Source organism: Methanoplanus sp. FWC-SCC4 (genome assembly GCF_032878975.1).
Lineage (GTDB): Archaea > Halobacteriota > Methanomicrobia > Methanomicrobiales > Methanomicrobiaceae > Methanochimaera > Methanochimaera problematica.
On sequence record NZ_CP043875.1, the window covers coordinates 305,628 to 329,185 of the forward strand.

The 23,558-nt window shown below is 41.7% G+C and carries 21 protein-coding genes, 2 tRNA genes and 1 rRNA gene; 11 read left to right on the forward strand and 13 right to left on the reverse strand.

Annotated features, from left to right (window positions below):
• From F1737_RS01425 to F1737_RS01435, 3 genes are all read left to right on the forward strand, one after another.
• Positions 1–72 (forward strand) — tRNA-Cys (locus F1737_RS01425).
• Positions 73–130: 58 nt separating this feature from the next.
• Positions 131–252: ribosomal RNA gene (rrf, locus tag F1737_RS01430) — 5S ribosomal RNA — on the forward strand.
• 216 nt (positions 253–468) lie between these two features.
• Positions 469–1,530, forward strand: coding sequence for a threonine aldolase family protein (locus tag F1737_RS01435; protein ID WP_317137002.1), 1,062 nt, complete (start codon positions 469–471; stop codon positions 1,528–1,530).
• Positions 1,531–1,602: 72 nt separating this feature from the next.
• On the opposite strand, the gene F1737_RS01440 is transcribed toward F1737_RS01435, so the two are convergent.
• Positions 1,603–2,082 (reverse strand): MarR family winged helix-turn-helix transcriptional regulator, encoded by a 480-nt coding sequence (locus F1737_RS01440; protein ID WP_317137003.1) that lies wholly within the window; start codon positions 2,080–2,082, stop codon positions 1,603–1,605.
• 104 nt (positions 2,083–2,186) lie between these two features.
• Between F1737_RS01440 and F1737_RS01445 the strand changes: the two genes are divergently transcribed.
• The 3 genes from F1737_RS01445 (at position 2,187) to F1737_RS01455 (ending at position 5,647) form a co-directional block, all read left to right on the forward strand.
• Positions 2,187–3,011: a DUF169 domain-containing protein gene (locus F1737_RS01445; RefSeq protein ID WP_317137004.1), complete on the forward strand. Its 825-nt coding sequence runs from the start codon at positions 2,187–2,189 to the stop codon at positions 3,009–3,011.
• A gap of 59 nt (positions 3,012–3,070) precedes the next feature.
• A complete protein-coding gene (locus F1737_RS01450) occupies positions 3,071–4,273 on the forward strand; it encodes an MFS transporter (protein ID WP_317137005.1) in 1,203 nt (400 codons plus the stop codon).
• Positions 4,274–4,522: 249 nt separating this feature from the next.
• Positions 4,523–5,647: a DUF3089 domain-containing protein gene (locus F1737_RS01455; protein WP_317137006.1), complete on the forward strand. Its 1,125-nt coding sequence runs from the start codon at positions 4,523–4,525 to the stop codon at positions 5,645–5,647.
• Between the two features lie 8 nt (positions 5,648–5,655).
• Here the strand turns inward: F1737_RS01455 and F1737_RS01460 are convergent, their stop codons facing one another.
• From F1737_RS01460 to F1737_RS01475, 4 genes are all read right to left on the reverse strand, one after another.
• Positions 5,656–6,006, reverse strand: coding sequence for a HepT-like ribonuclease domain-containing protein (locus F1737_RS01460; RefSeq protein ID WP_317137007.1), 351 nt, complete (start codon positions 6,004–6,006; stop codon positions 5,656–5,658).
• Positions 5,993–6,334: a nucleotidyltransferase family protein gene (locus tag F1737_RS01465; RefSeq protein ID WP_317137008.1), complete on the reverse strand. Its 342-nt coding sequence runs from the start codon at positions 6,332–6,334 to the stop codon at positions 5,993–5,995. Before F1737_RS01465 ends, F1737_RS01460 begins: the two co-directional genes overlap by 14 nt.
• Before the next feature lie 890 nt (positions 6,335–7,224).
• On the reverse strand, positions 7,225–9,126 hold the full coding sequence (locus F1737_RS01470; protein ID WP_317137009.1) for an SIR2 family protein: 1,902 nt from the start codon (positions 9,124–9,126) through the stop codon (positions 7,225–7,227).
• Positions 9,127–9,756: 630 nt separating this feature from the next.
• Positions 9,757–10,296 (reverse strand): hypothetical protein, encoded by a 540-nt coding sequence (locus F1737_RS01475; RefSeq protein ID WP_317137010.1) that lies wholly within the window; start codon positions 10,294–10,296, stop codon positions 9,757–9,759.
• A gap of 158 nt (positions 10,297–10,454) precedes the next feature.
• On the opposite strand from F1737_RS01475, the gene F1737_RS01480 reads away from it, so the two are divergent.
• Positions 10,455–10,691 (forward strand): hypothetical protein, encoded by a 237-nt coding sequence (locus tag F1737_RS01480; RefSeq protein WP_317137011.1) that lies wholly within the window; start codon positions 10,455–10,457, stop codon positions 10,689–10,691.
• 2 nt (positions 10,692–10,693) lie between these two features.
• Here F1737_RS01480 and F1737_RS01485 read toward each other — a convergent pair whose 3' ends face one another.
• The 3 genes from F1737_RS01485 to F1737_RS01495 all read right to left on the reverse strand — a co-directional run bounded on the left by F1737_RS01485 (position 10,694) and on the right by F1737_RS01495 (position 12,650).
• A complete protein-coding gene (locus F1737_RS01485) occupies positions 10,694–11,446 on the reverse strand; it encodes a hypothetical protein (RefSeq protein WP_317137012.1) in 753 nt (250 codons plus the stop codon).
• 271 nt (positions 11,447–11,717) lie between these two features.
• Complete coding sequence (locus F1737_RS01490) at positions 11,718–12,485, reverse strand: class I SAM-dependent methyltransferase (RefSeq protein ID WP_317137013.1); 768 nt, start codon at positions 12,483–12,485, stop codon at positions 11,718–11,720.
• Positions 12,486–12,578: 93 nt separating this feature from the next.
• A tRNA-Thr gene (locus F1737_RS01495) sits at positions 12,579–12,650 on the reverse strand.
• 127 nt (positions 12,651–12,777) lie between these two features.
• On the opposite strand from F1737_RS01495, the gene mmp10 reads away from it, so the two are divergent.
• A complete protein-coding gene (gene mmp10 / locus F1737_RS01500) occupies positions 12,778–14,013 on the forward strand; it encodes a methyl coenzyme M reductase-arginine methyltransferase Mmp10 (RefSeq protein WP_317137014.1) in 1,236 nt (411 codons plus the stop codon).
• 10 nt (positions 14,014–14,023) lie between these two features.
• Here the strand turns inward: mmp10 and F1737_RS01505 are convergent, their stop codons facing one another.
• The 5 genes from F1737_RS01505 to argH form a co-directional block, all read right to left on the reverse strand.
• Positions 14,024–15,313, reverse strand: a complete 1,290-nt coding sequence (locus F1737_RS01505) for a Glu/Leu/Phe/Val family dehydrogenase (protein ID WP_317137015.1) — start codon at positions 15,311–15,313, stop codon at positions 14,024–14,026.
• Between the two features lie 158 nt (positions 15,314–15,471).
• Positions 15,472–15,810, reverse strand: coding sequence for a cupin domain-containing protein (locus F1737_RS01510; RefSeq protein ID WP_317137016.1), 339 nt, complete (start codon positions 15,808–15,810; stop codon positions 15,472–15,474).
• Between the two features lie 186 nt (positions 15,811–15,996).
• Positions 15,997–17,829 carry a Glu-tRNA(Gln) amidotransferase subunit GatE gene (gatE, locus tag F1737_RS01515; protein WP_317137017.1) on the reverse strand — a complete coding sequence of 611 codons (1,833 nt, stop codon included), beginning with the start codon at positions 17,827–17,829 and terminating at the stop codon, positions 15,997–15,999.
• Entirely contained in the window at positions 17,819–19,045 is a 1,227-nt protein-coding gene (gene gatD, locus F1737_RS01520; protein ID WP_317137018.1) for a Glu-tRNA(Gln) amidotransferase subunit GatD, read from the reverse strand. Before gatD ends, gatE begins: the two co-directional genes overlap by 11 nt.
• A gap of 2 nt (positions 19,046–19,047) precedes the next feature.
• Complete coding sequence (gene argH, locus F1737_RS01525; protein WP_317137019.1) at positions 19,048–20,526, reverse strand: argininosuccinate lyase; 1,479 nt, start codon at positions 20,524–20,526, stop codon at positions 19,048–19,050.
• A 327-nt stretch (positions 20,527–20,853) separates the two neighbouring features.
• Here argH and F1737_RS01530 point away from each other — a divergent pair, with 327 nt between their 5' ends.
• The 3 genes from F1737_RS01530 (at position 20,854) to F1737_RS01540 (ending at position 23,545) form a co-directional block, all read left to right on the forward strand.
• A complete protein-coding gene (locus tag F1737_RS01530; RefSeq protein ID WP_317137020.1) occupies positions 20,854–21,885 on the forward strand; it encodes an ABC transporter substrate-binding protein in 1,032 nt (343 codons plus the stop codon).
• Positions 21,886–21,988: 103 nt separating this feature from the next.
• Entirely contained in the window at positions 21,989–22,789 is an 801-nt protein-coding gene (locus tag F1737_RS01535) for an ABC transporter permease (protein ID WP_317137021.1), read from the forward strand.
• The gene (locus F1737_RS01540) at positions 22,790–23,545 is read left to right on the forward strand and encodes an ABC transporter ATP-binding protein (RefSeq protein WP_317137022.1); all 756 of its coding nucleotides are present in this window, start codon (positions 22,790–22,792) and stop codon (positions 23,543–23,545) included.
• Positions 23,546–23,558 lie beyond the last annotated feature (13 nt).

Here is a 23,558-nt window from a genome sequence, read left to right on the forward strand (position 1 = left end):
GCCAAGGTGGCGGAGCGGCCACGCGGTCGCCTGCAGAGCGACTCCACCCCAGTTCAAATCTGGGCCTTGGCTTCCTGAATAACTTTCGCAAGAAAGTTTGAAGGTGCAGGAAATCTTTGGTTTCCTGTTCAATTGCGGCCATAGCAGTGGGGCAACACCCGGACTCATTTCGAACCCGGCAGTTAAGCCCACTTACGTAGGACGTTGTACTGAGATACGAGAGTTCTCGGGAACCGTCCAACGCTGCAATTGTTCTGCTAGAAGATTTGAGTCTTTTTTGTTAGTTTTTTTATTTATAGCGCAGACTATTTTGTAAAGTTTTTATTTTAAAATTAAGTTGCATATTCTTTTTGTAAATATTTATTTTTAAATCAGGCCGGTTATATTTAGCAGATATTACACTTTAAAATCCAAATTGTTATTATTCATTTAACCGTTTTAATAATCAAAACCAGGTTGCCTGAAAGAATGATTTCCCCAACTCAAAAAATATACAAATACAGTTTTGAAAGCGATAACAACTCCGGCGTTCACCCTCTTGTGATGCGGGCTCTGGAGTCTGCAAATACCGGATACACGTTATCATATGGCGATGACCCTTATACAGAGTCAGCTAAATTATGCTTTGCCGGGCATTTTGGTATTGAGGCTGAAGTCTTTTTTGTATTCACCGGGACGGGCGCAAATGTTGCGGCATTGTCGACGGTTACACGTCCTTATTATGGAATTATATGCCCGGAGACTGCACATATCAATGTTGATGAGTGCGGTGCACCCGGAAAGTTTACAGGATGCACGCTGTTAAGTGTCCCGACTCCTGACGGAAAACTCACTGTTCCGATAATAAAATCAAAAATGACAGGTCTTGGAGATATTCACTGTTCACAGCCAAAGGTTGTTTCAATAACACAGCCGACTGAGCTTGGGACCCTTTATTCGGTTGATGAGATAAAGGAAATATGTGATTATGCGCATTCAAACGGAATGACCGTCCATATGGACGGTGCAAGGATTGCGAATGCATCTGCCGCTCTTGGTGTTCCTATGAGGGAATTTACCGTTGATGCGGGTGTCGATGTTCTCTCTTTTGGCGGAACCAAAAACGGAATGATGTACGGGGAGGCTGTCATCTTCTTTAAAGAGGGGCTGGCTGATGATTTTAGATTCCTTCACAAACAGACAACCCAGCTTGCATCAAAGATGAGGTTTGTTGCTGTGCAGTTTGAAGCAATGTTTAAAGATGATCTCTGGTTTTGCAATGCAGCTAATGCCAATAATATGGCAGGATATCTTGCTGAAAAGGTGTTGTCCTTTGATGGTGTCAAGCTTGTTTACCCGGTTTTGTCAAACGCTGTTTTTGTGACAATTCCTGATAAGGTCATCACCATGATGCAGAAAGAACATCCCTTTTATGTTATCGATAGCGAAAGGTCGGTGGTCAGGTGGATGACTTCATTTGATACAAAAAAAGAGGATGTTGATGATTTTGTGGCTTTCTTAAAAAAATGCCTGGAAAATTCAGAAAATTAATATATGTGTATCTCCTGTAAAAAAAAATTTTAATATTTTTTAACTATGCAGGGCAGGGTATCCCTGATAATTTCATTTGTTTTCTTCCCCTTCCATATATGAAGATACATTCAGCGACATTTTTTTAATAATTTCCATGGCTTTCTGGATTTCATCGTCTGAGAAATTCCTGAAAAGAATTTCAGTCCATTCTTCAGATAAATTTTTCATATGCGGTTGTATTTTAATTCCTTTCTTAGAAACTCTCACCAGTTTGACCCTTCCGTCTTCCTGATCTTTTTCTCTAACGACATATTCCTGATCTTCAAGTTTTTTTAAGGCTCTTGCTGTAGTGGTTTTGTCATATCCTTTTGCTTTTGCAAGTGAATCCTGGTTAACGGTGCCATCATGATAAAGAGACATTAGAAATGGAAATTGTCCTCCGCTCAGATTGAAAGGTTTCAACTTTTTAGAGAGAAAGTTCAGGTTTGTTCTGTATAAATAGGAAATTAATGCACCTGATGAATTTATGTTTTTAATCCAGTTTTCCTGGTAATTTTCTGAATTCTGCATATTATAATTAATAAGTAATTTTTATGTGGGATAATAGTTGCTTTCGCAACTAAGTTTATATCGTTGTATATACAACTAATCTAGAAAAGTCGGAGTGTTCAATTATGAAGTGTATTATAAATGAAAAAATGAAACCTGAATTTTCTCCTGTCGCTCTTCTATGGAGTAATGAAAAACCGGAGGATGCTCTTGAGTTTCGTCAGGGATCCCACAGCTGTGTAATGTACCCTTTTGCAAGAGTTGCAGCTGAAGGAAAGACTGCTGTTTTTAGTGCAGAAACAACTGGGTGTCCCGGGGCAATATCCGGATTTGGGTTTGGCAACGGTTACTATAATGCCTTTGGTGGTGCTGGTGTGGAATTCATGGCGTGTTTTTTTTCAAAGGGTTCTGAGAGTGCCAAAGATCCTGTTTCATATGAAAAACTTATTGAGCATGTTCCAAAAAATGAGAAGGAAAAATTCACTAAAGGTGAGCGGCTTCATTCCTCCCGAGAGAAGGCAGTAAGGTGGATGACAGAAGAATTTCCATCAGTAGATATTCCGAAACATTATGTAATCCTCAAACCACTCAGTGAAGTAAATGGTAATGAAAAACCTGTTTCGGTTATCTTTATTGTAAATCCGCTTCAGATCTCTGCACTTACAATTCTTGTCGGTTCAGTTTGTGAAGGGACTGAACCGGTGACAGCACCTCCGGCAGCTGCCTGTCAGCAGATTGGAGCATATGTATACCGTGAAGCAAAAGCCGAAAAACAGCGTGCAGTTATCGGGTTTACGGATCTTGCAGCACGAAAAAATATCCGAAAGACCCTTGGTGATGACATTCTTACTTTTGCTGTTCCATACTCTCTCTTTGTGAGGATGGAAAAGGAGGCAGAAGATGGTGTTTTTGATGGTCCGATCTGGAGAGATCTTGTAAAGGAAGAATGATCTCCTCAATTTAATTAATTTTCAATAATCGTATTTGATTCAAAAGGGATTTTCAGTAAATGACAGTTATTCAGTCACAGATCTCAGGTGTTACCGGTAAAACAAAAGTTGTGTTGTTATTTTCATCGATGATGACAGTAATGGCAGGTGCAATTATCTCGCCGTCGCTTCCTGAACTTAGGGAACATTTCTCAGACATTCAGGGCATCGATATTCTGGCTCCTCTTGTGCTGACCATCGTTGCACTGAGCATTATTCTTTTCTCACCTATGGTTGGTATACTCTCAGACAGAATCGGGAGAAGGTGTGTTTTTCTTATTTCACTTTTGCTGTATGTCCTTGGGGGGACTGGTGGACTCTACCTTGATTCAATATGGATTCTTCTTGCAAGCCGCGTTGTGCTTGGTGCAGGAGTAGCTGGTATTGCCACCTGCACCCTTTCCCTTGCCGCTGATTATTTTGAAGGAGAGGAGAGAACAGGTTTTATTGCTCTGATTACGGCCTTTATGGGCCTTGGTGGTGTGTTCTTTGTATTCCTGGGGGGATTTCTGGCTGAGGCGGGGTGGCGTTACCCTTATTTGCTGTATGTGATCCCTCTTTTTATCCTGCCTTTTGCTTATTTTTTTGTTCCCGATTTGCGTGCATGCAAAGTTGGCATCGCAGGAAAGAACATGAAAAATAAAAAGGAGGTGAACAGGCAAACAGTCATCCTGATCTATACCCTAATTTTTGTTGGGATGGTGATCTTTTATCTCCTGCCCACCCAGCTTCCCTTCTTCCTCAGGGGTAAGGGCATTGGTTCAGCGGTGCTGGCCGGCAGTGCTCTCGCCGTTTTGAACCTGACGCAGGTTGGAATTACTCTCTGGTATCGGAGTAAAGGACACAGAGTTGACAAAAAATATCTTATCCTCCTCTTTTTCTTATTTGCAGGCACTGCAAACCTGTTTCTCTCTATGATCTCAACTTATGCGGGGGTAATTATCAGCATGGTGATCTTCGGAGCAGGTTTTGGCTTACTGATCCCTATCTGTAATGCATGGATCACAGATATTGCTCCGGATGAATCCCGTGGAAAACTTGTAGGCGGGCTGAACACTGCTGTTTATGCCGGCCAGTTCCTCTCACCTGTCCTTGCCTGGCCGGTTGTCTCTCTGTTTGGATACGGGGCGCCTTTTGGTCTTTATTCTGTGTTTGGAGCTTTCTGTATGCTGATCTGCTTTGCAGGTGCCGTAGTTTTTCTTTTTTTCAGGAGGGAAAGGTGAGTGGGTAGAGTATTCTTCAGTGTAGTCTCCATGAGTGATGGTGAATACAAAAAATTCTTTACATTTTGAGGCCTGGTTTTTAGGAAATCAACCCCTATATTTGGATTAATAATTTTAATTTGCTTCTTCTTTGTATTGGATATAATTATGCTGAGTTGATTTAGACTTTATTTTTTGGCGTAGAATATTCATAAAATATAAAAATTTTTGAAAATATAGGCTAACTATAAATTCTGATATTTTGGAGGAATGAATATTATAATCAATCTCAGTGTGGCTCTTTTGTTTGTATTCGCAGTCTTATTTACATGCTGCAATACAACAGTTTCAACCCGTAAAAAAGAAGATGTGCTTACCCTTGAGGACCTGAGGGGGAAGGAACTTGGAATTCCTCAGACTCTGCCGCCTTTTGATCCCGACAGGGATGTTCCGGATGCTCCGGATTATACCAGCCGTGAAAGCTGGCTTTCGATGCCTGCAAATTTCAGCAGTGAAAAACAGCCTGTTGATGTTTTCTGGGTTTATCCGACAATTCTCTCTGATAATTCAACTTATTTGATGGATACAAGCGATCCCGATTTGCGTGCCCGGGCATACTGGACGCTTGTCGAACAGGCCAGCATATTTGACGGGCAGGCAAATATCTACGCACCGCTTTATCGGCAGAACAATGTCAAAATCAACCCGCTGATGCTAACTGATGCACGACCAATATTTGACCTGGGCCAGCATGACCTTATCTCAGCGTTTGACTACTTCCTTAAGAATTTCAACCGGGGAGAAAGACCGATAATTCTTGCGGCCCACAGTCAGGGGTCTGTCAGGGTGGTTGAACTATCAAAGTCCGGAGAGCTTCTGACAAAGGATTCTGAGTCCCTGAAGCGACTTGTTGCTGCCTATGTCATTGGGTATTCGATAACACCATCCGATCTTGAGATAAACCCCCTGATTAGGATCAGTGAAAATCCAACCGATACTGGCTGCTTTATTACATACAATACCATCTCTGATGAGGAAGGAAAGGAAAAGGAAGGCCCGACCATAATTCCCGGAACTTTTGTAGTAAATCCTCTTAACTGGAGTATGGATACTGAATTTGCACCTGCATCTATGAATATTGAAGCTGTGTTTTTTAAGCATGAGCACCCGGAAAATCCTGACAGGTATCCGAATTTCGCGGCGGCACAGGTGTCTGGCAATGCTCTTGTTATTACTGATATAAAAAATCCCAAAGAGCTTCCGGCAACAAGTGTCACATTCCCAAAGGGCGTGTACCATATGTATGACTATGCAATATTTTATGGAAATCTGAGGAAGAATGTCGGGGAGAGAATCAGATCATATCTGGATCCGGAAAAAGAGATCTCCAGATAAAAAAAATTTTAGTCGTTCTTAATGTTGTTAATTATTTCTGAGATTTCTGATTTAAATCCGGGTAGCTGTTCGTTTATTATTACCCATAGTGTGTTGGTATCAACACCAAAATATTTGTGAATAACAATATTCCTGACTCCAACTATTCTCTTCCACGGAATATGAGGATATTTATCCCGAAAATCCTCCGGTATGTTTGAGACAGCTTCTCCGATTATCTCAATGTTTCTTACAACCGCATCAATGGTCTTTTGATCATTTTCAAATTCTTTTTTTGAATAATTGTCTATATAATCTGAAATTCTTCCGGCGGCCTCTGTAATATCTTCTAGAAATAATGTGATGTCACGCTTTGACATATACTATATCCTCTAAAATCCCGTCATACACTCGTTTCCTTTGAATTACACCTGCTTTAAGAACCAGATCTATTTTTAATTTAAGCAGTTCCTCGAGTTCATCCCTTAGATCAACCACTTCCCATCCGACAGGCTCAAAAAAGTCGACCATTATATCAAGATCGCTGTTCTCTGTCTGTTCTCCTCTTGCATATGATCCTATTACGCTGATCTCGGATATTTTGTATTTCTGTGAGAGGCGGGTGTAATTTTTATTCAGGGTCGCAACTATTGTATCCAGTTCCTCTTTTCTTTCTGTTTTTTTATAGGAGTATTTGTCAGAATTCATATGACAAAACCAGATAATTAATCAATTTTAATTATAGTGTTAAATCAGATAAATGATTGCTTAAGATTACTTATGCAATCAATTTTGTGGCCATAAATGCTTACTTTCCACGCTGAGTTTTCAATACATCCAAAATTAAAGGGTTGTCTATCCCGTCCGGAATCTTTGCTATTGGATGAAAATACGGCTCCCGCCTTGTAAGGTCTGGTGAGACAAACGGATTCTCTGCTGCTTTCTGCCATTATTGCCTGCGTCTTTGGCTTTTGGGCAGATTCTGCAGTACCTGTTTGTCGGGGGGATAGCGGTCTCCTTTGTAGTGCCGGCGGCGGTTCCCTCGTGGCTTTTGACATACTAAAAATGTAATTTATTAAAGCTGTTATTAAGCCGGCCCCGTGTGTTGCTGGAGCTCTTCTGAATTAATAAATAAAAAATCCACTGGATTGATACCAAAATAAGTGCCTTGAAAAAATCTCAGATTAATAATAAGTACAAAGAAAGAAACCTCTGGAGGGGTTTGGAGAGTATAAAGCTCAAATCTTCTTTTTTTAGGTGGCTCCGTCACATCAGAAATGGCTCGACAGTCGATGTCATCCGGGCCACAGGTAATGCAAAGCGGGCGGCTGATTTCCTCATCGGGGGCGGAGAGGAATAAATTCTCTTTTTTTATTGTACCGGCCGGGATTGTTCACTCGTAAAACTCGTTTCACAACACCGGCCTTGTTTTCTCCGGTTGAGCTGGTTTGTGTTACGCCCGCAGGGCCCTTGCCTGTTCGTCTCGGCCCCTGCCGGCTGTGTGTGTAGTGCACCCCGCTCCGCATCACCGGCCGATGGCCGGCCATGCTCCACGGGAGTGTTACGATGACAATTGCCAAAAATGATTATGCAATGATCTAAAGAATTCTCCCCTCATGGTATTCTATACCTGTATCCAGAGATTGGATTTCAAAGATTTCTTCGATTTTTCTTTTAAATCTTTCAAACTTTTCAGGGTCTCCATTAAAAAAATTTGTTCCCTCAATTTTCCCGCCAATATTAGCGAAATATGGTTGAATATAGTCTGGGAAAGGCTCAGGAGGGGAGGTGGCCCCTATCCCATGGTATAGTTTAGAGTAAAGCGGGGATACTTTTCTCCATTCAAGATCTTCGCGAATCTTTATTGGTTCTCTATTTGTAGTCGAGAGATATGCAATGCCCAGTAAATATTCAAAAACATCATAATATTCTTGATATCTGCTATCGCTGGGAATTAATTCATTCAATATTGAACGACAGGTTTCGTAAATGAAGGTATAGAAATATCCAATTTTACCAAAAAATGGTTTGTTTATGTATACACAAAAATCAATTGATGTGATGTTTGAAATATTTACTGTTTCAAAATAGGGAGATCTAGTTCCACTGTTCGATTTATTGAGTTTTGGAGAGAACAGAGCCCCTAAAGTATTAAATTGATTCCCCTTTGTTGCCGCAATACCGCATGAATAAATTACAATCAATGCTGGAATATGTCTGAGATTATATAGATTTTCACCAAATTTCTTTTTTGATACCATTCCTGTGAGTTCTAGGTTGTTCACTCCAACATAGGGGTTAGAAAAACGAATATTTATCAGTCTTTCAATCACGTCATATACGAGCTCATAATAAGAGTCATCGTAATAAGCGATAGTTGCTAACATTGCTGCAAGTGGTTTTGTTTTTTCGGTTAGGGAATTTGTTCTTTGAATAAAGATTTCTGGTGCATGAACAGTTCCGATAGGGACATATTTCTCCTTAGCCAGTTCATCTAACACAATATCAGTTTGATTATGAATTAACTGGGAGAGTATCAGTTCTGGTTTGGGTTTTTGTAGGGCATCTGTTACCTTTTTTGTGGCAATAGATACTGTAAGTGGTTGAGTTTTGTCAATAGAATGCATTCGATTGATTACAGTTTGAATGTCTGTAAAAAATTGATCTGCGGACTCTATTTCAATAGGTATAGGTTTCAAGTTTGCTTTTAAAGTATCATCATCAGGTATTTTGCCATCAGGACGAAGGCACCAGAATGTTGGATATCTATGAACATTGTCAAAGGATATCATCTTTCTCAAACCTATGTCATAATCTGCCGACCATCCACATACTACAAGGCCATATTCCGAACAGATTCTTATAATATAATCCTTAATTTCTGGCTCATATTTATCCAAGTCTTCAGGTGTAATCTTTAATTTTAGATCCTGAAAATCTCCATTGATTTTTATAATTCTGCATTTATCTGGAAATATTGACATCAGAGCAGGATCTGAATCAGCCTTGATTACAACTGGGTGAATACCTGTTTTGTTCTCAATTGTATTTTCAAGAAGATTATCAAAATTTGTAGTGATAATTAGGCTTACAATATTGTTTTTTACCAATTCTGCAATTATTTCATGTGCTTCAGTTGTCTGTTTTGATATAATGTTGCCATCTTCATCTGTTTGGTAGATGAATGGGCGTAAACCTTCACTACGTAATTCTTTTTGAATTATTCGCTCATCAATTAATTTATTGAGTAATTTGTCAAATGTAGCTGTCTCGTTGTATTCATCATCAAACCATTTAATACACTCCTCGTATTTTTGTTCTCCTTCTATTTCACCGTCTTTCCCTTTTGCTTTGGCAATCTCAAGAATTATTTTTGTTGCGATTTGCCTGCCACTAGGATAATCTGCAGCGATTGAGATGCCAGCACCTAGAAGTAGAGCGTATCTTTTTGGAGATGAATTCATGGCATATGCGACAGGAATTGTTGAATCAATTTTCATCTTTATTCACTCCTTTTACTTTTTGATCCCTCCAAAAATTCCAAATGCAATATCCCTGAATGACAAACATAATCACAATGCCAACTATCAGAGCCTGATAGACAAACACAAGCATGTTATAGTTTTCAGGAATTTCTGTTAAGTGCATTAAAACCAGGCAGAGAAGTGTAAGAGTCAGGAACCGGAGAATCCATTCCGGTGGATAAAAAAGTTCTCTGATCTCTTGCTGAGTTATCATGAATGATTCTTTCTTTTCACCTTTTATAAGAATTTGCGGTGAACTTCAAAACTCTATTAAAAGAGATTAAATTACAGCAAATCTTAAATATGTTCAAATAAAGGCCAAATTGCCTTTTTTTGCATCCTCACAGAAGCCTCAGATTGCATGATCTCAGGCCCGGTATAGGTAAACATCGTCTGAGGGAATAGCGGGCTTCTATTTGGCTCTGTTGAAACAGTCTATTTTAACGGTTTATTTTAAAAAAGGCCCTATATTGTGGAGTTATCCCCCGGTACGTGAATAGAGGTGATTTGGAAGTATTTGAATCTAGGAATAGAAGGCCAAATCAGGCGTATTTGGCCTAGAAAGAGGGGTGCAGGGAGGCCCCTCTCCGGTATTCGATGGTCTTTTTAGGCCAGCGCTGCGACAGTATCTGCCCAGGCCTCAACATTGGTGCGGATGGCATCGTCAGCATATGAGCTCAGTCTTACAGTGGTTCTTGTGAAGGCCACATAGTAGATCTCACCATTCGCATCCATACATTTGAGAGTGCATGAGAAGGCATCGTGTGCAGCGTCTCTGACACAATCTCCGCCCATTACAGTCTCAAGATTGGTATTCGCAAGAATCTCGGTGATTACACCGTTAAACTCTGTTATGCTGGGAGCTTTTGCAGATATGCTTCCAACAGTCTCTGCGTCATCATCTTCATAGATGAATTTCGCAGTATACCTCTGCTTTGATTTTGTCACTCCGGGTATCACCTGACCCCCGGAAACGTAGTCAATACATTCAAAGGGGTTGTTTGCGATAACATCTGAAATGATGGAATCAAAGGTTGCAATATTGGCAATCGGGTTTTCAAGAACCCTTGTTGCAGTTTTTGTGTTATTTGTTTCGATAAAGTCAGCCATTTTTTCGTCATCTCCGACAAAGTTCGTTTTTTGCAAAACGGATTCTGTGGTTTATTAAAGCAGCTCTTTGCTGTCCTAAAAACCGCTGTTGCCTGAACATATCCGGATTATGACAGACATATATGAATATGAGTGGCAGTAATATTGATCTGACTTTACGGGGAAATAAATTCATCAGGAAGAGGTGTTTTTCATTGTCAAATAGTAAAAGCAACAGAGATATGATTGTCGAAACAAACCGGGATGTGAAGTGGATTTGCAAGACCCTTGCGGAGATGAAGGAGTCTATCGGAGATCACGAAAACAGGATACGAAGCCTTGAGGGTTCCCGGTCAGAGTCGACTGGTTGGGAGAGGCAGATATATGCCGGAGTCGGTGCAGGTGCAGGTGGAGTTGTGGCTGTTTTTATGAAAATTTTTGGTGGTTTCTGAGATTACCAACCACCAAATTTGGGTTCTTTAAAATCTGAATCTATGATATTATACTCGTTTTTCCATTCTTCAAAGAGATTATCAAGGAGTTCTAAATAATTATCAATTACTGGTACGAGTTCTTTTTTTATTTGAGAATAATTTTCCATATCTTCTGAAAATCCATTTTCAACAAGGAATTTCAAAAGAGTATCTCTGTTTTTTATAAAGAATTCATATATATCATGTGTTTCTTCTAAATTTGATGATGCTATTATACAGGCAAACATTTGGTTGAGGTAAACATCGATGCCATATTTTGCTTTCTCATCTTCTTTTCCTAAGTTATGGCATAAATCAGAAAATTGGGTTTTAAATATCTCAAATTTTTTAAATGAGTGATTAATTATTCCTTTTCCTTCATCCAAGAGTTTATCATATTTTTCTGAATATTCTAAAAATTTCTCGTTATATTTTTTTAGGATTTCATCAGGAGGGCGAGTTTGTCCTTTAATGTATGGTGTTAATGGTGATAAAAAGGAACTCAGGTTACCATGTTCTAAGGAATATTTACAGGATTCTAATTGTTCATTGACTAACCAATATGTGTTTTTGAGTATGTCAACAATTACGCGGCGATAATTCTCTTTTCCAATATATTCAATTTGTTTTGCAGATGCCTTAGCTAATTTACTGGTAGAAATAGCATATGCAATTGTAACTATTACAAGGATGATCGCAAATATTGCTTGAACCCATTCTGGAGATAAATCCATAGATATGAATTATTTCTTTGAGAAAAAAGGCTTTTGAAATCCTTTACGATTTATTGAATTTGAGATTTTTCGAATTCCAAAACCCAGATGAAATTTCCGACAATCCGGCAGGCAAACCCGGCACGTCTGAACTCCGAACTTTTCGCAGCGACAAGGGCTGCACCCGATATTCCAAGGATTACCGCTGCACTCGATTATTGGATCGGGAAGTGTGAGAGTCGTGGTAAATATGATTGCGATATTTTCTTTTTAGTAGTCCATATTCATTCATTTATAGCTTTTTTGCCATGCACAGATCAATTGTGTCCTGAATTTTAATGCAGTTTCCGTGATTCTCAATTGAATTTGTGACTTCTGATTCAAATTTAGGTTTAATCTCATGCTGCATTTTTAAGTGATCTGAGTAGGTGTTTAAAAGGCTGACATACTCTTTAGAATTAAATTCTCTTTTAGTGTAATATTTTTTAAAAACAATGTCCTTGAATCCAAATTTTTGCAATTTTTCTTCTATATTGTCGTAATGATCTTTTTTCGCATTTTTTTGTTTTGATTTTGGCATGTATCTGGCATATATTTCCTGTATATCATCGTTTAGTTCTTTGCTTAAATTATCTATTGCAGGAGTGTTTTGAAATATGGCGAGAACTGCGTCGTTTTTTAAAAGATCATATGATTTGATAAATCCTGTATTGCCTTTAATCCAGTGAAAAGCAGAGGCTGAATATATGAGATCTTTGCTGTTTTTTTCGCCCTGATATTCTTCAAATGATATGTTTTCAACCGTAAAATTAGAAAGATCTCTGTATTTTTCTTCTAAAAAGTCAGAAAAATTGTTACCTATTTCAATTGCCGTTATGGTGCATCCGGTTCTCAGAAAAGGAAGTGTTGCCTGTCCTGTACCTGCACCTATTTCTATAACATGGCTGTTTTTTGAAACTGCGGCATATTGAATAATATCCTTAAATACTTCAGGCAGATATCGTGGCCGCCATCTATCATAGCCTTCCGGGTTTGAATCAAATATACAACTAAGATTCATGATTGTTTTCTTAAAACTCTGTATTATAAGAAACTAATTAGTATCGTATTATTGATATCTGAAAAAAGAAGGCATTGAACCTTTTATTACCAAAGCCTCAGGAGGGAATTGAACCCCCGACCTGCTGATTACAAATCAGCCGCTATGCCGCTAAGCCACTGAGGCGCACTACTTAGGTTGACCTTTAAGTATAAAAAATATTATGGTTTGATCTTTTGTGTTTTCAAAAACCTGTTGTGAAAACCTACCAATTAATCCCTGAAAACTGACAAAACAATATTCTGACACAAACATGGCGCATCTTACCGTAGACATAGGAGGGAGCCCCGGAACTGACTGCCGCGGGTTTTGCAAATACTGTTATTTCAAGCGCCTCAAAAAAGAGGAAAGCCCTGAAGCATTCGGATGTAAATACTGCCTTCCTTTTTCCAAAGGCTGTGAATACTGTACAAATGGTGTTCGTGAAAAATACGAGGGATTTAAGGATTTAAAGGATGTCGCTGATGACATCCTTGCAAATCTTCAGATAATGGACGGTGACCTTGAAAGAATCACCATCAGCGGAGGAGGAGACCCCTCATGCTATCCGGAATTCAAAGACCTGATGGAAATCCTTGGCAGCATGCAGGTTCCGCTGCACATCGGCTATACAAGCGGAAAAGGGTTTGACGAACCTGAAATGGCGGACTTCCTTGTCGAAAACGGCCTCACCGAAATATCATTCACGATTTTTGCGAGTGATCCAAAGCTCCGTGCCGATTACATGGGAGACCCTACCCCTGAAGCCTCACTTGAGGTATTCAAAAGGCTCTGCAAAAAAATAGATGTATATGCGGCAGCAGTTGTTTTGCCCGGGGTAAATGACGGTGAAATCCTTGAGGAAACATGCCGCTGGGTTGACGAGTGCGGTGCAAAGGGAATGATACTCATGAGGTTTGCAAACAGGGAGGATCAGGGCCTTATACTCGGAAATGCACCCATCATAAAAGGACAAAGGCTCCACACCGTCCGTGAATTCGGTAAAATTGTCGCACGGTTAAATTCAAAATACAATATGAAAATCAACGGAACACCTCTTGGTGATCCTGAAATCGGCTCTCCCTTTGCCCTCACCGATGAACCTGAACTGGTTGAAAAACTCCCGAAAGTCACAAAGAAGGCAACGATAATAACCGGCAGCATCGCGGCAAGGGCCATACAGAAAATCCTTGACGGCTGTGGCAATGAATCCTGGGTAGTCGGAACAAAAAAAGAGATTGCATGCCTGATGACAATAGACGACCTTAGGGAAGTGGATTTAAGCCGTGTCGAAAACACCGTAATCATTCCCGGAAGGGCCTTCGTTCATGAAAAAGAGGCTTGTGAAGTTCTCTCCGCAGATGGTGTCAGCAGAGTCGTAATAAGGGGGCCTGACATGCTCACTGCTGATGCCGAAACAAGCATGGGTATGACCAAAAATGAGGTTTTACAGATGGAAATGGATGGTTTTGCCGAACTAATCCGTTTAATCAACATGTATGGCAACTGAAATCAGGGATTTATACCCATCCCCTGTATTTCATAGCTTTTACAACCCGTGAAACCGCAATCGTATATGCCGCTTTTCTCATGGAAATATTGTACTCCTTTGCCGCCCCTATAACCGCCCTGTAACACATGGTCATTTTTTCATCAAGACGTCTGAAAATCTCATCCTCAGTCCATTTATCCATGTTCAGATTCTGCACCATCTCATAATATGATACAATCACCCCTCCGCCGTTACAGAGAATGTCCGGAATTATGTTAATCCCCATATCCAGCAGAATGTCCTCCGCTTCATTCGTAATCGGCCCGTTTGCAAATTCAGCAATGATTTTAGCCTTAACTCTGCGGGCATTATCTTTTGTTATCGCGTGTTCAAGGGCTGCCGGGATCAGTATGTCCACATCAAGCTCTAAAAGTTCCGCATTTGAGATGTTTTCTGCCCCTGCAAAATTCAAAACCGAACCCGTTTCCTTTTTGTGTTCAATAACACTCCTCGGGTTCAGGCCTTTTTTTGAATATATGCCTCCCCTGCTGTCGCTAATTGCAACAATTTTGCATCCTGCAAGTTCCTTTCCAAGCAGTGCCGCGTGATAACCGACATTCCCAAACCCCTGTATGGCGACTGTCAGTTTTTTCTGATCCGGAATATTTTCCTGTTCTGAACCTTTAAAATCAAGATGAAGTCCGATTTCTTTTGCACCCTCCCTTATAGCATACCATCCCCCGCGTCCTGTTGCCTCCTCCCTTCCTTTTGAACCGCCTACTCCAATCGGTTTCCCTGTAATTACGCTGAAGTTGGCCTTACCTGTGATTTTTGAGTATTCGTCAAGCATCCATGCCATTACTTCACTGTTTGTGTACACATCAGGTGCCGGAATATCGATATCAGGACCTATGAAATCAAGCATCGATTTCATGTATGCCCGTGAAAGTCTCTCAAGCTCGGATTTGGACATATCCTTCGGGTTGCATATGATGCCTCCCTTTGCACCGCCAAGAGGCAGATCATGAAGCGCACACTTCCATGTCATTATTGCCGCAAGACCCCGTATTATATCCGCACTCTCTCCCGGATGATATCTTATTCCTCCCTTTGCCGGCCCTCTTGCGTTGTTATACTGAACCCGGAATCCCTGAAAAGTTTTAATTGTGCCGTCATCCATCCTGACCGGAAGTGAAACATGAAGTTCGCGCATGGGCTGTTTTAGAATCCCCTCGATATTGGGAGTTAATTCAAGCTCTACAGAACATTTGCAGATATGTATTTTAACAGATTCAAACAGGTTATCTTCCTGTGTCATGAAATTTCCCCCGGATATTCATATTCCTGAAATAACCGACTGAACAGATAATGTTTTTCCGCCGGTTATCTGCCTGTGCATTATTTGAAAAAAAAGAATTCCGGCAAATCCGGGTGTCTGTCTCAAAGAATTTGTATAAGTCAGGATAAAAAAAATAATTACAGGAGTTTTGTCTGTGAAACCGGACTGGGCACCTTAACAACAAGAACCCTGAAAGGCTCGGGACTGTCATTGAACCACCTGTGAGGGATGTTGGCAGGACTCTCTATCACTGTGTCTTTTACTGCCGTTTCCCTTTCGTTTCCGATCTCAACAACACCTTCTCCTTCGAGAACATAGAAAAATACATCTACGGGTGTCTTGTGTTTCTTTAAGGATTCTCCAGGTTGGAGGGTGATTACAACTGCCGTTGCATCCTTTGTCTCGTAAATTTTTCGTGCATCCACATCATGCGGATTTTTATGAACAGGAATATCCAGGGTATTTGTAATTTTCATAATATTATCAGCTCCGCGGTATCTGAATTAATTTTGTGTAAATGCTATACATATAAAAAAGTCTTTCCCCCTTTTGGAAATCAATGCGTGAATAATCAGGATCTTTTGGTAATATTTTCTTTGGTAAAATTCCGGATGGGTGAAAAATAAAGGGTATAATTCTTATAATACAAAAATTTGTTAAAATCAGAGCATATTTTTTATTTCTGATTTTAGGATTTCACTAATGACTTTACCGTCAGCTCTTCCTCTGGCTTCCTTCATCACAACACCCATGACGGGGCCCAGGGCTCTCATGCCCTGTTCTTTTACGAAATCAGAACGCTCCTTTAATATATTCTGAATCATTTCGGTAAGCTCCTCCCTTGAAATAGAAGGTGCAATCTTTTCCATGGCATCAGTGACGGATTCGCCCTTTGAGACTGCGCGAAGAAGATCCGGAACTGCCTCCTTTGCCGTATCACCTTTTTCCACAGACTTTAGGATATCGAGAATATCACTTTCGCTGATGGATTTTGTATCAATTCCTTCACGCCTCAACTCTCTTAATGTTGAATAGAGAGTTCTTGCAGCGAGGTTTGGTTTGACGCCTTCTTCGATTGCACGCTCAAAAAGAGTGCACCTCACAGAGTATGCCATATTCTTTGCAAGTGCAGGGTCAAGGCCCAGTTCTTCAAAGAAGCGTTTTTCTTTTTCGGTTAAAAGCTCGGGAATCGATAGTGAATCCCAGTATTTCCCTGTAATGTTAACCGGGAGAACGTCTGTTTCAGGGTACATCCTTGCAGCGCCCGGAAGTGGCCTCATATATGCGGTTGATCCCTCTTCAAGCATCTTTCTGGTCTCTTCGGGGACTCCCTCAAATGCCATGCCTGCACGCTTTATGATCTGTCCTATTGCACAGTTTGCCTTTTTCTTTGTGTCTGCTACAAGAATTACACAGTCCTCAGGTTCTGCACTGACAAATTCACGAAGTTTGTCAACCTCTTCCTGTGTAACTCCGTATGCCGGAAGTTCATCTGTATGGAACAATCCTCCGACACCGCACTTTTTGGCGTAGTCTGACATCTCACTTCCAAGTCTTCTCCCCGGCTGGATTTCATATCCCACAAGGCCGTTAAATCCGGGGAGACGAATTGCAAGTATGCACTTTGCACGTTTCAGGATTGCAGAGCCTGTCTCCTTAAAGAGCTCTGTCACATCAAACTTATCTTCGGAAACGCATGCCCCGCGTTTCTTTAGTTCATCCCTGATGTACAAAAGACTCTGCTGTCTTTTGACCTCACGCCTGACAACCTCGTCAATCAGGTTTAGGTCCTGAACACCCTTTATCTCAACCCTTGCGCCGTCCCGGATTGAAATATTAACATCCTGGCGTATTGTTCCAAGACCGCGTTTTACTTTACCTGTGGAGCGGAGAAGCATTCCGATATATCCAGCGACCTCTCTGACCTGCTCAGGTGTATTCATGTCAGGAGCGGTTGTAATCTCTGCAAGAGGAATTCCAAGACGATCAAGTGAGAAAGTATCTCCCTCAACACGCTGTGCCGCCTCTTCTTCAAGGCATATTGATTCTATACGTGCTCCTGCCGGGATTTTCCCGTTGAGTGCAACAAGTGAGGTTCTCTGAAAACCGCTTGTGTTTGAGCCGTCAATCACAAGTTTTCTCATTATGTGAATCTGCTCTACCGGTTTCATTCCCATCATCTTTGCAATGGTAAGTGAAAGGTCAAGGGCTTCGGGATTCATCGGTGAAGGAGGCTCTTCATCGTTTTCCACAAGGCAGGTGGTATCGTAGGCGTAATAGGTGTAGATGCGGTTTTGTTTTTTCATCTCCTCTTCTGCCGCACGATCGATCTCGCCCATCTCACTCTCTGTCGCTCTTAAGTAACGCTGGAATTCACCGTTTTTCTCGGCGGTATCGCGAAGAACCGTCGGGCAGCGGCAGAAAAGCTTGGTCTTTGTATCAAGCTGCTGGTGAATTTCAATTCCGGCTTTCAGGCCAATTTCCTTATAATCCATGTGGTGTACACCCTCCTGTTTCACCGCGAAGGTTTGTCTGCATTAGCTCCTTTATTCTGTCATGATCATTTTCCTGTCCGAGAACCCACATCAGTTTAACAAAGGCGGCTTCAGGGAGCATATCCTCGCCTTCGATGATTCCTGCGGCGAGAAGATCACGTCCTGTATCATAAACGCGGTCACATACACGGCCGTTTAGGCACTGTGATGTCATGACAATCTCTGTTCCGTTCTCACAAAGCTCTCTTATCGAATCGATGCAGGCTGATGATGTATGGCCAAGACCGGTACCTGCAATAATCAGACCTTTGTATCTGTCATGTGCCCTGATAATTTCAGGAGCCATTCCCGGGTAGAAATAGATGAGTCCTACCTTTTCTTCGAGTTTGTCATTTAAGACAGGCTCGTTTGTGCCTCTCCTGACCGCGTGGCTGTCAAGCTTTACGTCAAGTGACGGGTAATCCACTTTTCCAAGAGGCGGGGTGTTCACACTTCTAAATGCATCACGTCTTGATGTGTGCATCTTCCTGACTCTTGTTCCCCTGTGGATTGCGCATGTGTCGTCGTTTGTCGTTGCATGCATGACCACGGCCACCTCACCGAGATCCGATTTTGCCGCAGCCGCACTGCACATGCCGTTCATCACATTGTCACTTGAGGGCCTGTCGGCGGAACGCTGTGACCCGACAAAGATGACAGGAACAGGAGTCTCTACCATAAAGCTCATTGCAGCTGCCGAGTAGGCAAGTGTGTCCGTTCCGTGTGTTACAATAATTCCCTCAACACCTGAATTGATCTCGTCATAGATGGTCTTTGCAAGAGTCCTCCAGATTGTCGGAGTCATGTTTTCAGAAAGGATTGTTGCAGGGACGTGTGCGTTGAAGAATGCAATGTCCTTTAGTCCGGGAATTGCACGGATTATGTCGTCAGCCTCAAACTGACTTGTGACAGCTCCTGTCCTGTAGTCTATCTTTGATGCGATTGTTCCGCCGGTTGAGATGATGGAGAGTTTTGAGAGTTTTTCATTCTGCTCAATCTTCTTTGGTTCCGGATGTTTTGCCGGTACAGACTCTGATTTTTCAACAAGAGCGGGCTCCACTCCGATATTGTAACCGCTGTCAAGTTTTATCACAGCTTTTCCGTCACGTTCTGTTATATATGTGCCTTTTAGCCTTGTGTCCGCATACGTGCAGAACACCTTGTCGCCTGAATTCATTGTTATGAGATCAACTCCTCTGCCTTTTTTATCATCTTATCGTTTGATTCTTCAATCCGGCACTTAAGATCATTTAGCCATTCCTTATCTTCCTCGAGGGCAAGGCTTCTTCTATCTATGCTTTTTTGGACTGCAACAGGTGCAGGACCGCCTGTTGCCGCTCTCTCACTGACTGAAAATTCAACGTCCAGAGCCCTTGCAACAGCTTTTTCATCCATGCCCTTTCCTTTAAGCGATATTCCCGCCATTTCAACTGCTGCTTCCTCAAGTGTATCAATATCGAGTTTACCCAGTCTGACAGCCCTTCCAACAATACCGTGTGCTGTCCTGAAGGGAAGTCCGAACTCTCTGACCATTACGTCAGCAAGCTCTGTTGCAGTTGCAAAACCTTTTCCCGCCTCTTCTTCCATCCTCTCTTTGTTATACTCCGCAGTTTCGATCATGCCAGTCATAATCTTAAGAGAAAGTTTAGTGTCGGATATGGCTCTCCACAGGTGAGGCCACAAATCCTGCATGTCGCGGTTATAGCTCATTGGAAGACCTTTAACAAGCGTAATTGCAGCAGAAAGTGCTCCTGCAACGGATGCGGTTTTTCCGCGCATAATCTCTGCACAGTCCGGGTTTTTCTTCTGTGGCATGATTGAGCTTGTGGAGCAGTATGCATCAGCAAGATTTACGAATCTGACAAATGACGAACTCCACAGAATAATCTCTTCGCACATGCGGCTCAGGTTTGTCATTGCAATCGAGAAGTCTGATATTACTTCCAGGCAGAAGTCACGCCCTGAAACGCAGTCCATTGAGTTCTCCAAAACTTCTGAAAATCCAAGAAGTGCTGCCGTATATTCCCTGTCAATCGGATAACCGGTTGATGCAAAAGCCGCTGCACCAAGGGGGCACTGATCCACTCTCAGATAACTGTCCCCAAGCCTCTCAAAATCACGTCCGAATGCCTGCTCATAGTTCATAAAATAATGTGCAAGGGTTGTCGGCTGTGCATGCTGGAGATGTGTAAAGCCCGGCATGAAGGTCTCTTTATTCTCTGAGGATTTTCTTATCAGAAGAGACCTGAGATACAGAATTTCGTCCAGAATTTCAATTATGTCATTTCTTAATCTGACTCTGACACATGTTGCGACCTCATCATTTCTGGATCTGCCGACATGCAGTCTGCCGCCTTTATCAATACCTGTTTTGTCTATGATGTGTGCCTCGATTCCTGCATGGATGTCTTCGTATTTGTCATCATAAACGGAATCGGGAAGACCGTTTTTATGAAAATCCAAAAGAACCTTCATTATTTCTTTTGCAGAATCCCTGTCAACAATTTCCTGTTTTTCAAGCATCAGAAGGTGGCTGATGTCAACAAGAATATCTGCCTGACCAATATTCCGGTCTGCCTGCATTGATGAGAGATACTCCCAGACTTCGGCAGGTCTTTCATCACCAAGACGACCTTCTCTTAAAGGGTCTTTGCTCATGATCTTTGATACACTCCTGACTAATTATTTTGATTCGTTAAATGATTAAAGCGACGATAAAGTGGATGGTTTAAATGAGCCGGTACAGCACTTCAAAAAGTCCCTGTTGTAAATTATTTTTTTGTGGCCTGCAACAGGTTCCTGATCTGAATTTTATGGAGGGTTATGGAAAAATTGTGTAACAGCCCACATAAATTATACATTTGTCACAATATGTATTCTCTATGGTGTACTTTTGGGATAATTGGTCTGTTAAAATGAATAAATTATATTATAATGAGTCTAATGGTATTTATCCAATAGTTTATTTTTAAGGAGAAGATTGTTATGAAAAAATCACTATACTGGTTTGCAATTGCACTTTTGGCGGTTGCACTTGTTCTGGTGGCCGGGTGTACAGGCACCGGCGATGATAACGGAAAAGACACAGTTGACGGCACTGCTGCACCTGCAATAAACTCACTCTCATTTGGCTATCAGCCTTCAACCCACCAGATCGCATACATGGTTGCATCTGATAAGGGAATGTGGAAGGAAGATCTTGCACAGTTTGGAATAACCGAAATTACAGATCACAAGTTCCCTACCGGTGCACCTGAGATGCAGGCAATGATGGCAGGGGAGATTGATGTTGCATACGTTGGCGCAGCACCTGTTATATCAGCACTCGCAAACGGTCTTGACGCAAGGATCGTTGCAGGCGTTCAGGTACAGGGATCTGATCTTGTAATCAGACCTGACATAAAATATGAAAGCCCTGCTGATCTCAAAGGTCTGATTATTGCAACATTCCCTGAAGGAACAATCCAGGATACGCTTCTTAGGAACTGGCTCTCCGAAAACGGTCTTGATCCCGAAAAGGATGTTGACATACGCCCAATGGGCCCCGGCGATGCAACAGTTGCAATAGCAGAAGGTGCTGTTGATGCTGTATTCCTCCCACACCCCGCTCCAAGTGTGATTGCAAATGAGGGCAAGGGTGTAACAATTGTTCAGTCAGGTTCAATGGAAGAGAATCATGCATGCTGTGTTCTGCTGGTCTCCGGCAATCTTATCAGAAACCACCCTGATGTTGTTGACCAGATCGTAAAAACACACATCAAGGCAACAGAATACGCAATGGAAAATCAGGATGAGGCTGCGGAAATTTTCCAGAAAATGAACAAGATCGATATCGATGTTGTAAAGAAGTCATTCAGCGAATGGGATGGCAAGTGGATTGAAGATCCAAACATGATTACAGACTCTGTTGTCAACTATACAGATATTCAGGCTTCACTTGGATACATCAAAAAACCTCTGGCAAAAGATGAGATATTTGATCTCTCTTTTTATGAGAAAGCTGTAGAAACAGCCTGAATGATCAAAAAATTTTTTTTAAAACTTTTTTTGGTTTAATTGCAGCCGGCTTTAAAACTGCAAACTGATTTAATTTTGAAAAACAAATGATTAGCATTCTGGCATGATAAAAAGAGATAAAGAGAAACTGATCAGATATCTTCTGCCTGTTGTTACTGCAATAATTTTTCTTATACTATGGCAGTTAACCGCGGTGTACATAGTTGGAGATTCCCACAGGCTCCCAAGTGTTGTTGAAGTTTTTGATTCATTTCTATACAGTATATTCGGGGAAAAGGGTTCTCTGCTGTTAGACCTTGAGATCAGTCTTTACCACTTCATTATCGGTATGTCTGCCGCCATAATTGTCGGAATACCTGTCGGTATTGCAATGGGGTGGTTTAAAAGAATTGATCAGGCAATAAATCCTATTGTTGAGATTCTTCGTCCGATACCCCCGCTTGCATGGATTCCTTTTGCAATTATATGGTTCGGGCTTACACACCTCTCGGCAGGTTTTATAATATTTGTCGGGGCCCTCTTTCCGGTTTTGGTAAATACATATTCCGGATTTAAGAATGTTCCAAAGGTCTTTGTCGAGGCAGGAAAGGTTCTTGGGTGCAGCAGCAGCCTGAGTCAGATCCGCTATATTGCATTTCCATCAGCCATTCCTTCAATTACAACCGGTATCAGGATTTCAATGGGTGTCGGCTGGATGTGTCTTGTAGGTGCTGAAATATTTGGTGCAGGCACTGGACGAAACGGTCTTGGAAAAAATCTCTGGACTTATTACAACCTCTACAATATTCCGATGGTTGTTGTTTACATGCTTGTGCTTGGCCTTATCGGTCTTGCAATTGACATGGCATTCAGATATTATGTGGACAGGCTGACCCTGAAATGGCAGGAAGAAGAGGTGAGATAAATGGGAAGTGTTTCTGTTAAAAAGGTGGTCCGCGTATTTGAAAAGGAGGGTCAGGAACCTGTCGTCGCCCTTCAGGATGTCAGCCTCGATATAAGTGATAAGGAGTTTGTATGCCTTGTAGGGCCTTCGGGCTGTGGCAAGACGACACTTCTCCGGATAATTGCAGGTCTTGACACCCCTGACTCAGGTGAGGCAGCCTTAAACGGTGAACCCATAAAAGGACCTGATCCTGAGAGGGGCATGGTCTTTCAGGAGTATTCCCTTTTTCCCTGGCGAAATGTGACTGACAATATCGCATTTGGTCTTGAGATGAAAGGCATGTCAAAGGCGGAGAGGAGAAAGATTGCAGAGGAATATCTGAACATTGTGAATCTGGAATCTTTTGGGAAAGCTTATCCGCACGAGCTCTCGGGCGGTATGCGTCAGAGGGTTGCCATTGCCCGTGCACTTGCAAATGAGCCTAAAGTTCTTTTAATGGACGAGCCTTTTGGTGCTCTTGATGCCCAGACCCGGAATACGATGCAGCGTGAACTTCTGGAAATCTGGAGAAAGACGAAGAAGACAATCATCTTTGTCACACACAGCGTTGATGAGGCTGTGTTCCTGGCTGACAGAATTGTTGTATTTTCAGCAAGGCCCGGGAAGATAAAGGAAATTGTCGAGGTAAAGATACCCCGATGCAGAGATCGCACTGCGCCTGAGTTTGCACACCTGCGTAAGTACGTCTTATCTCTCATGGGTGAAGGAACATCATGATTAAAATATACTG

Coding starts and splice junctions, on each gene's coding strand:
- F1737_RS01530 (WP_317137020.1), top strand. CDS start 20,854: ATGAAAAAATCACTATACTGGTTTGCAATTGCACTTTTGGCGGTTGCA.
- F1737_RS01510 (WP_317137016.1), bottom strand. CDS start 15,810: ATGAAAATTACAAATACCCTGGATATTCCTGTTCATAAAAATCCGCAT.
- F1737_RS01445 (WP_317137004.1), top strand. CDS start 2,187: ATGAAGTGTATTATAAATGAAAAAATGAAACCTGAATTTTCTCCTGTC.
- F1737_RS01465 (WP_317137008.1), bottom strand. CDS start 6,334: ATGAATTCTGACAAATACTCCTATAAAAAAACAGAAAGAAAAGAGGAA.
- F1737_RS01470 (WP_317137009.1), bottom strand. CDS start 9,126: ATGAAAATTGATTCAACAATTCCTGTCGCATATGCCATGAATTCATCT.
- F1737_RS01535 (WP_317137021.1), top strand. CDS start 21,989: ATGATAAAAAGAGATAAAGAGAAACTGATCAGATATCTTCTGCCTGTT.
- argH (WP_317137019.1), bottom strand. CDS start 20,526: ATGAGCAAAGACCCTTTAAGAGAAGGTCGTCTTGGTGATGAAAGACCT.
- F1737_RS01505 (WP_317137015.1), bottom strand. CDS start 15,313: ATGACACAGGAAGATAACCTGTTTGAATCTGTTAAAATACATATCTGC.
- F1737_RS01485 (WP_317137012.1), bottom strand. CDS start 11,446: ATGGATTTATCTCCAGAATGGGTTCAAGCAATATTTGCGATCATCCTT.
- gatD (WP_317137018.1), bottom strand. CDS start 19,045: ATGAATTCAGGCGACAAGGTGTTCTGCACGTATGCGGACACAAGGCTA.
- gatE (WP_317137017.1), bottom strand. CDS start 17,829: ATGGATTATAAGGAAATTGGCCTGAAAGCCGGAATTGAAATTCACCAG.
- F1737_RS01490 (WP_317137013.1), bottom strand. CDS start 12,485: ATGAATCTTAGTTGTATATTTGATTCAAACCCGGAAGGCTATGATAGA.
- F1737_RS01435 (WP_317137002.1), top strand. CDS start 469: ATGATTTCCCCAACTCAAAAAATATACAAATACAGTTTTGAAAGCGAT.
- F1737_RS01440 (WP_317137003.1), bottom strand. CDS start 2,082: ATGCAGAATTCAGAAAATTACCAGGAAAACTGGATTAAAAACATAAAT.
- F1737_RS01450 (WP_317137005.1), top strand. CDS start 3,071: ATGACAGTTATTCAGTCACAGATCTCAGGTGTTACCGGTAAAACAAAA.
- F1737_RS01540 (WP_317137022.1), top strand. CDS start 22,790: ATGGGAAGTGTTTCTGTTAAAAAGGTGGTCCGCGTATTTGAAAAGGAG.
- F1737_RS01455 (WP_317137006.1), top strand. CDS start 4,523: ATGAATATTATAATCAATCTCAGTGTGGCTCTTTTGTTTGTATTCGCA.
- F1737_RS01460 (WP_317137007.1), bottom strand. CDS start 6,006: ATGTCAAAGCGTGACATCACATTATTTCTAGAAGATATTACAGAGGCC.
- mmp10 (WP_317137014.1), top strand. CDS start 12,778: ATGGCGCATCTTACCGTAGACATAGGAGGGAGCCCCGGAACTGACTGC.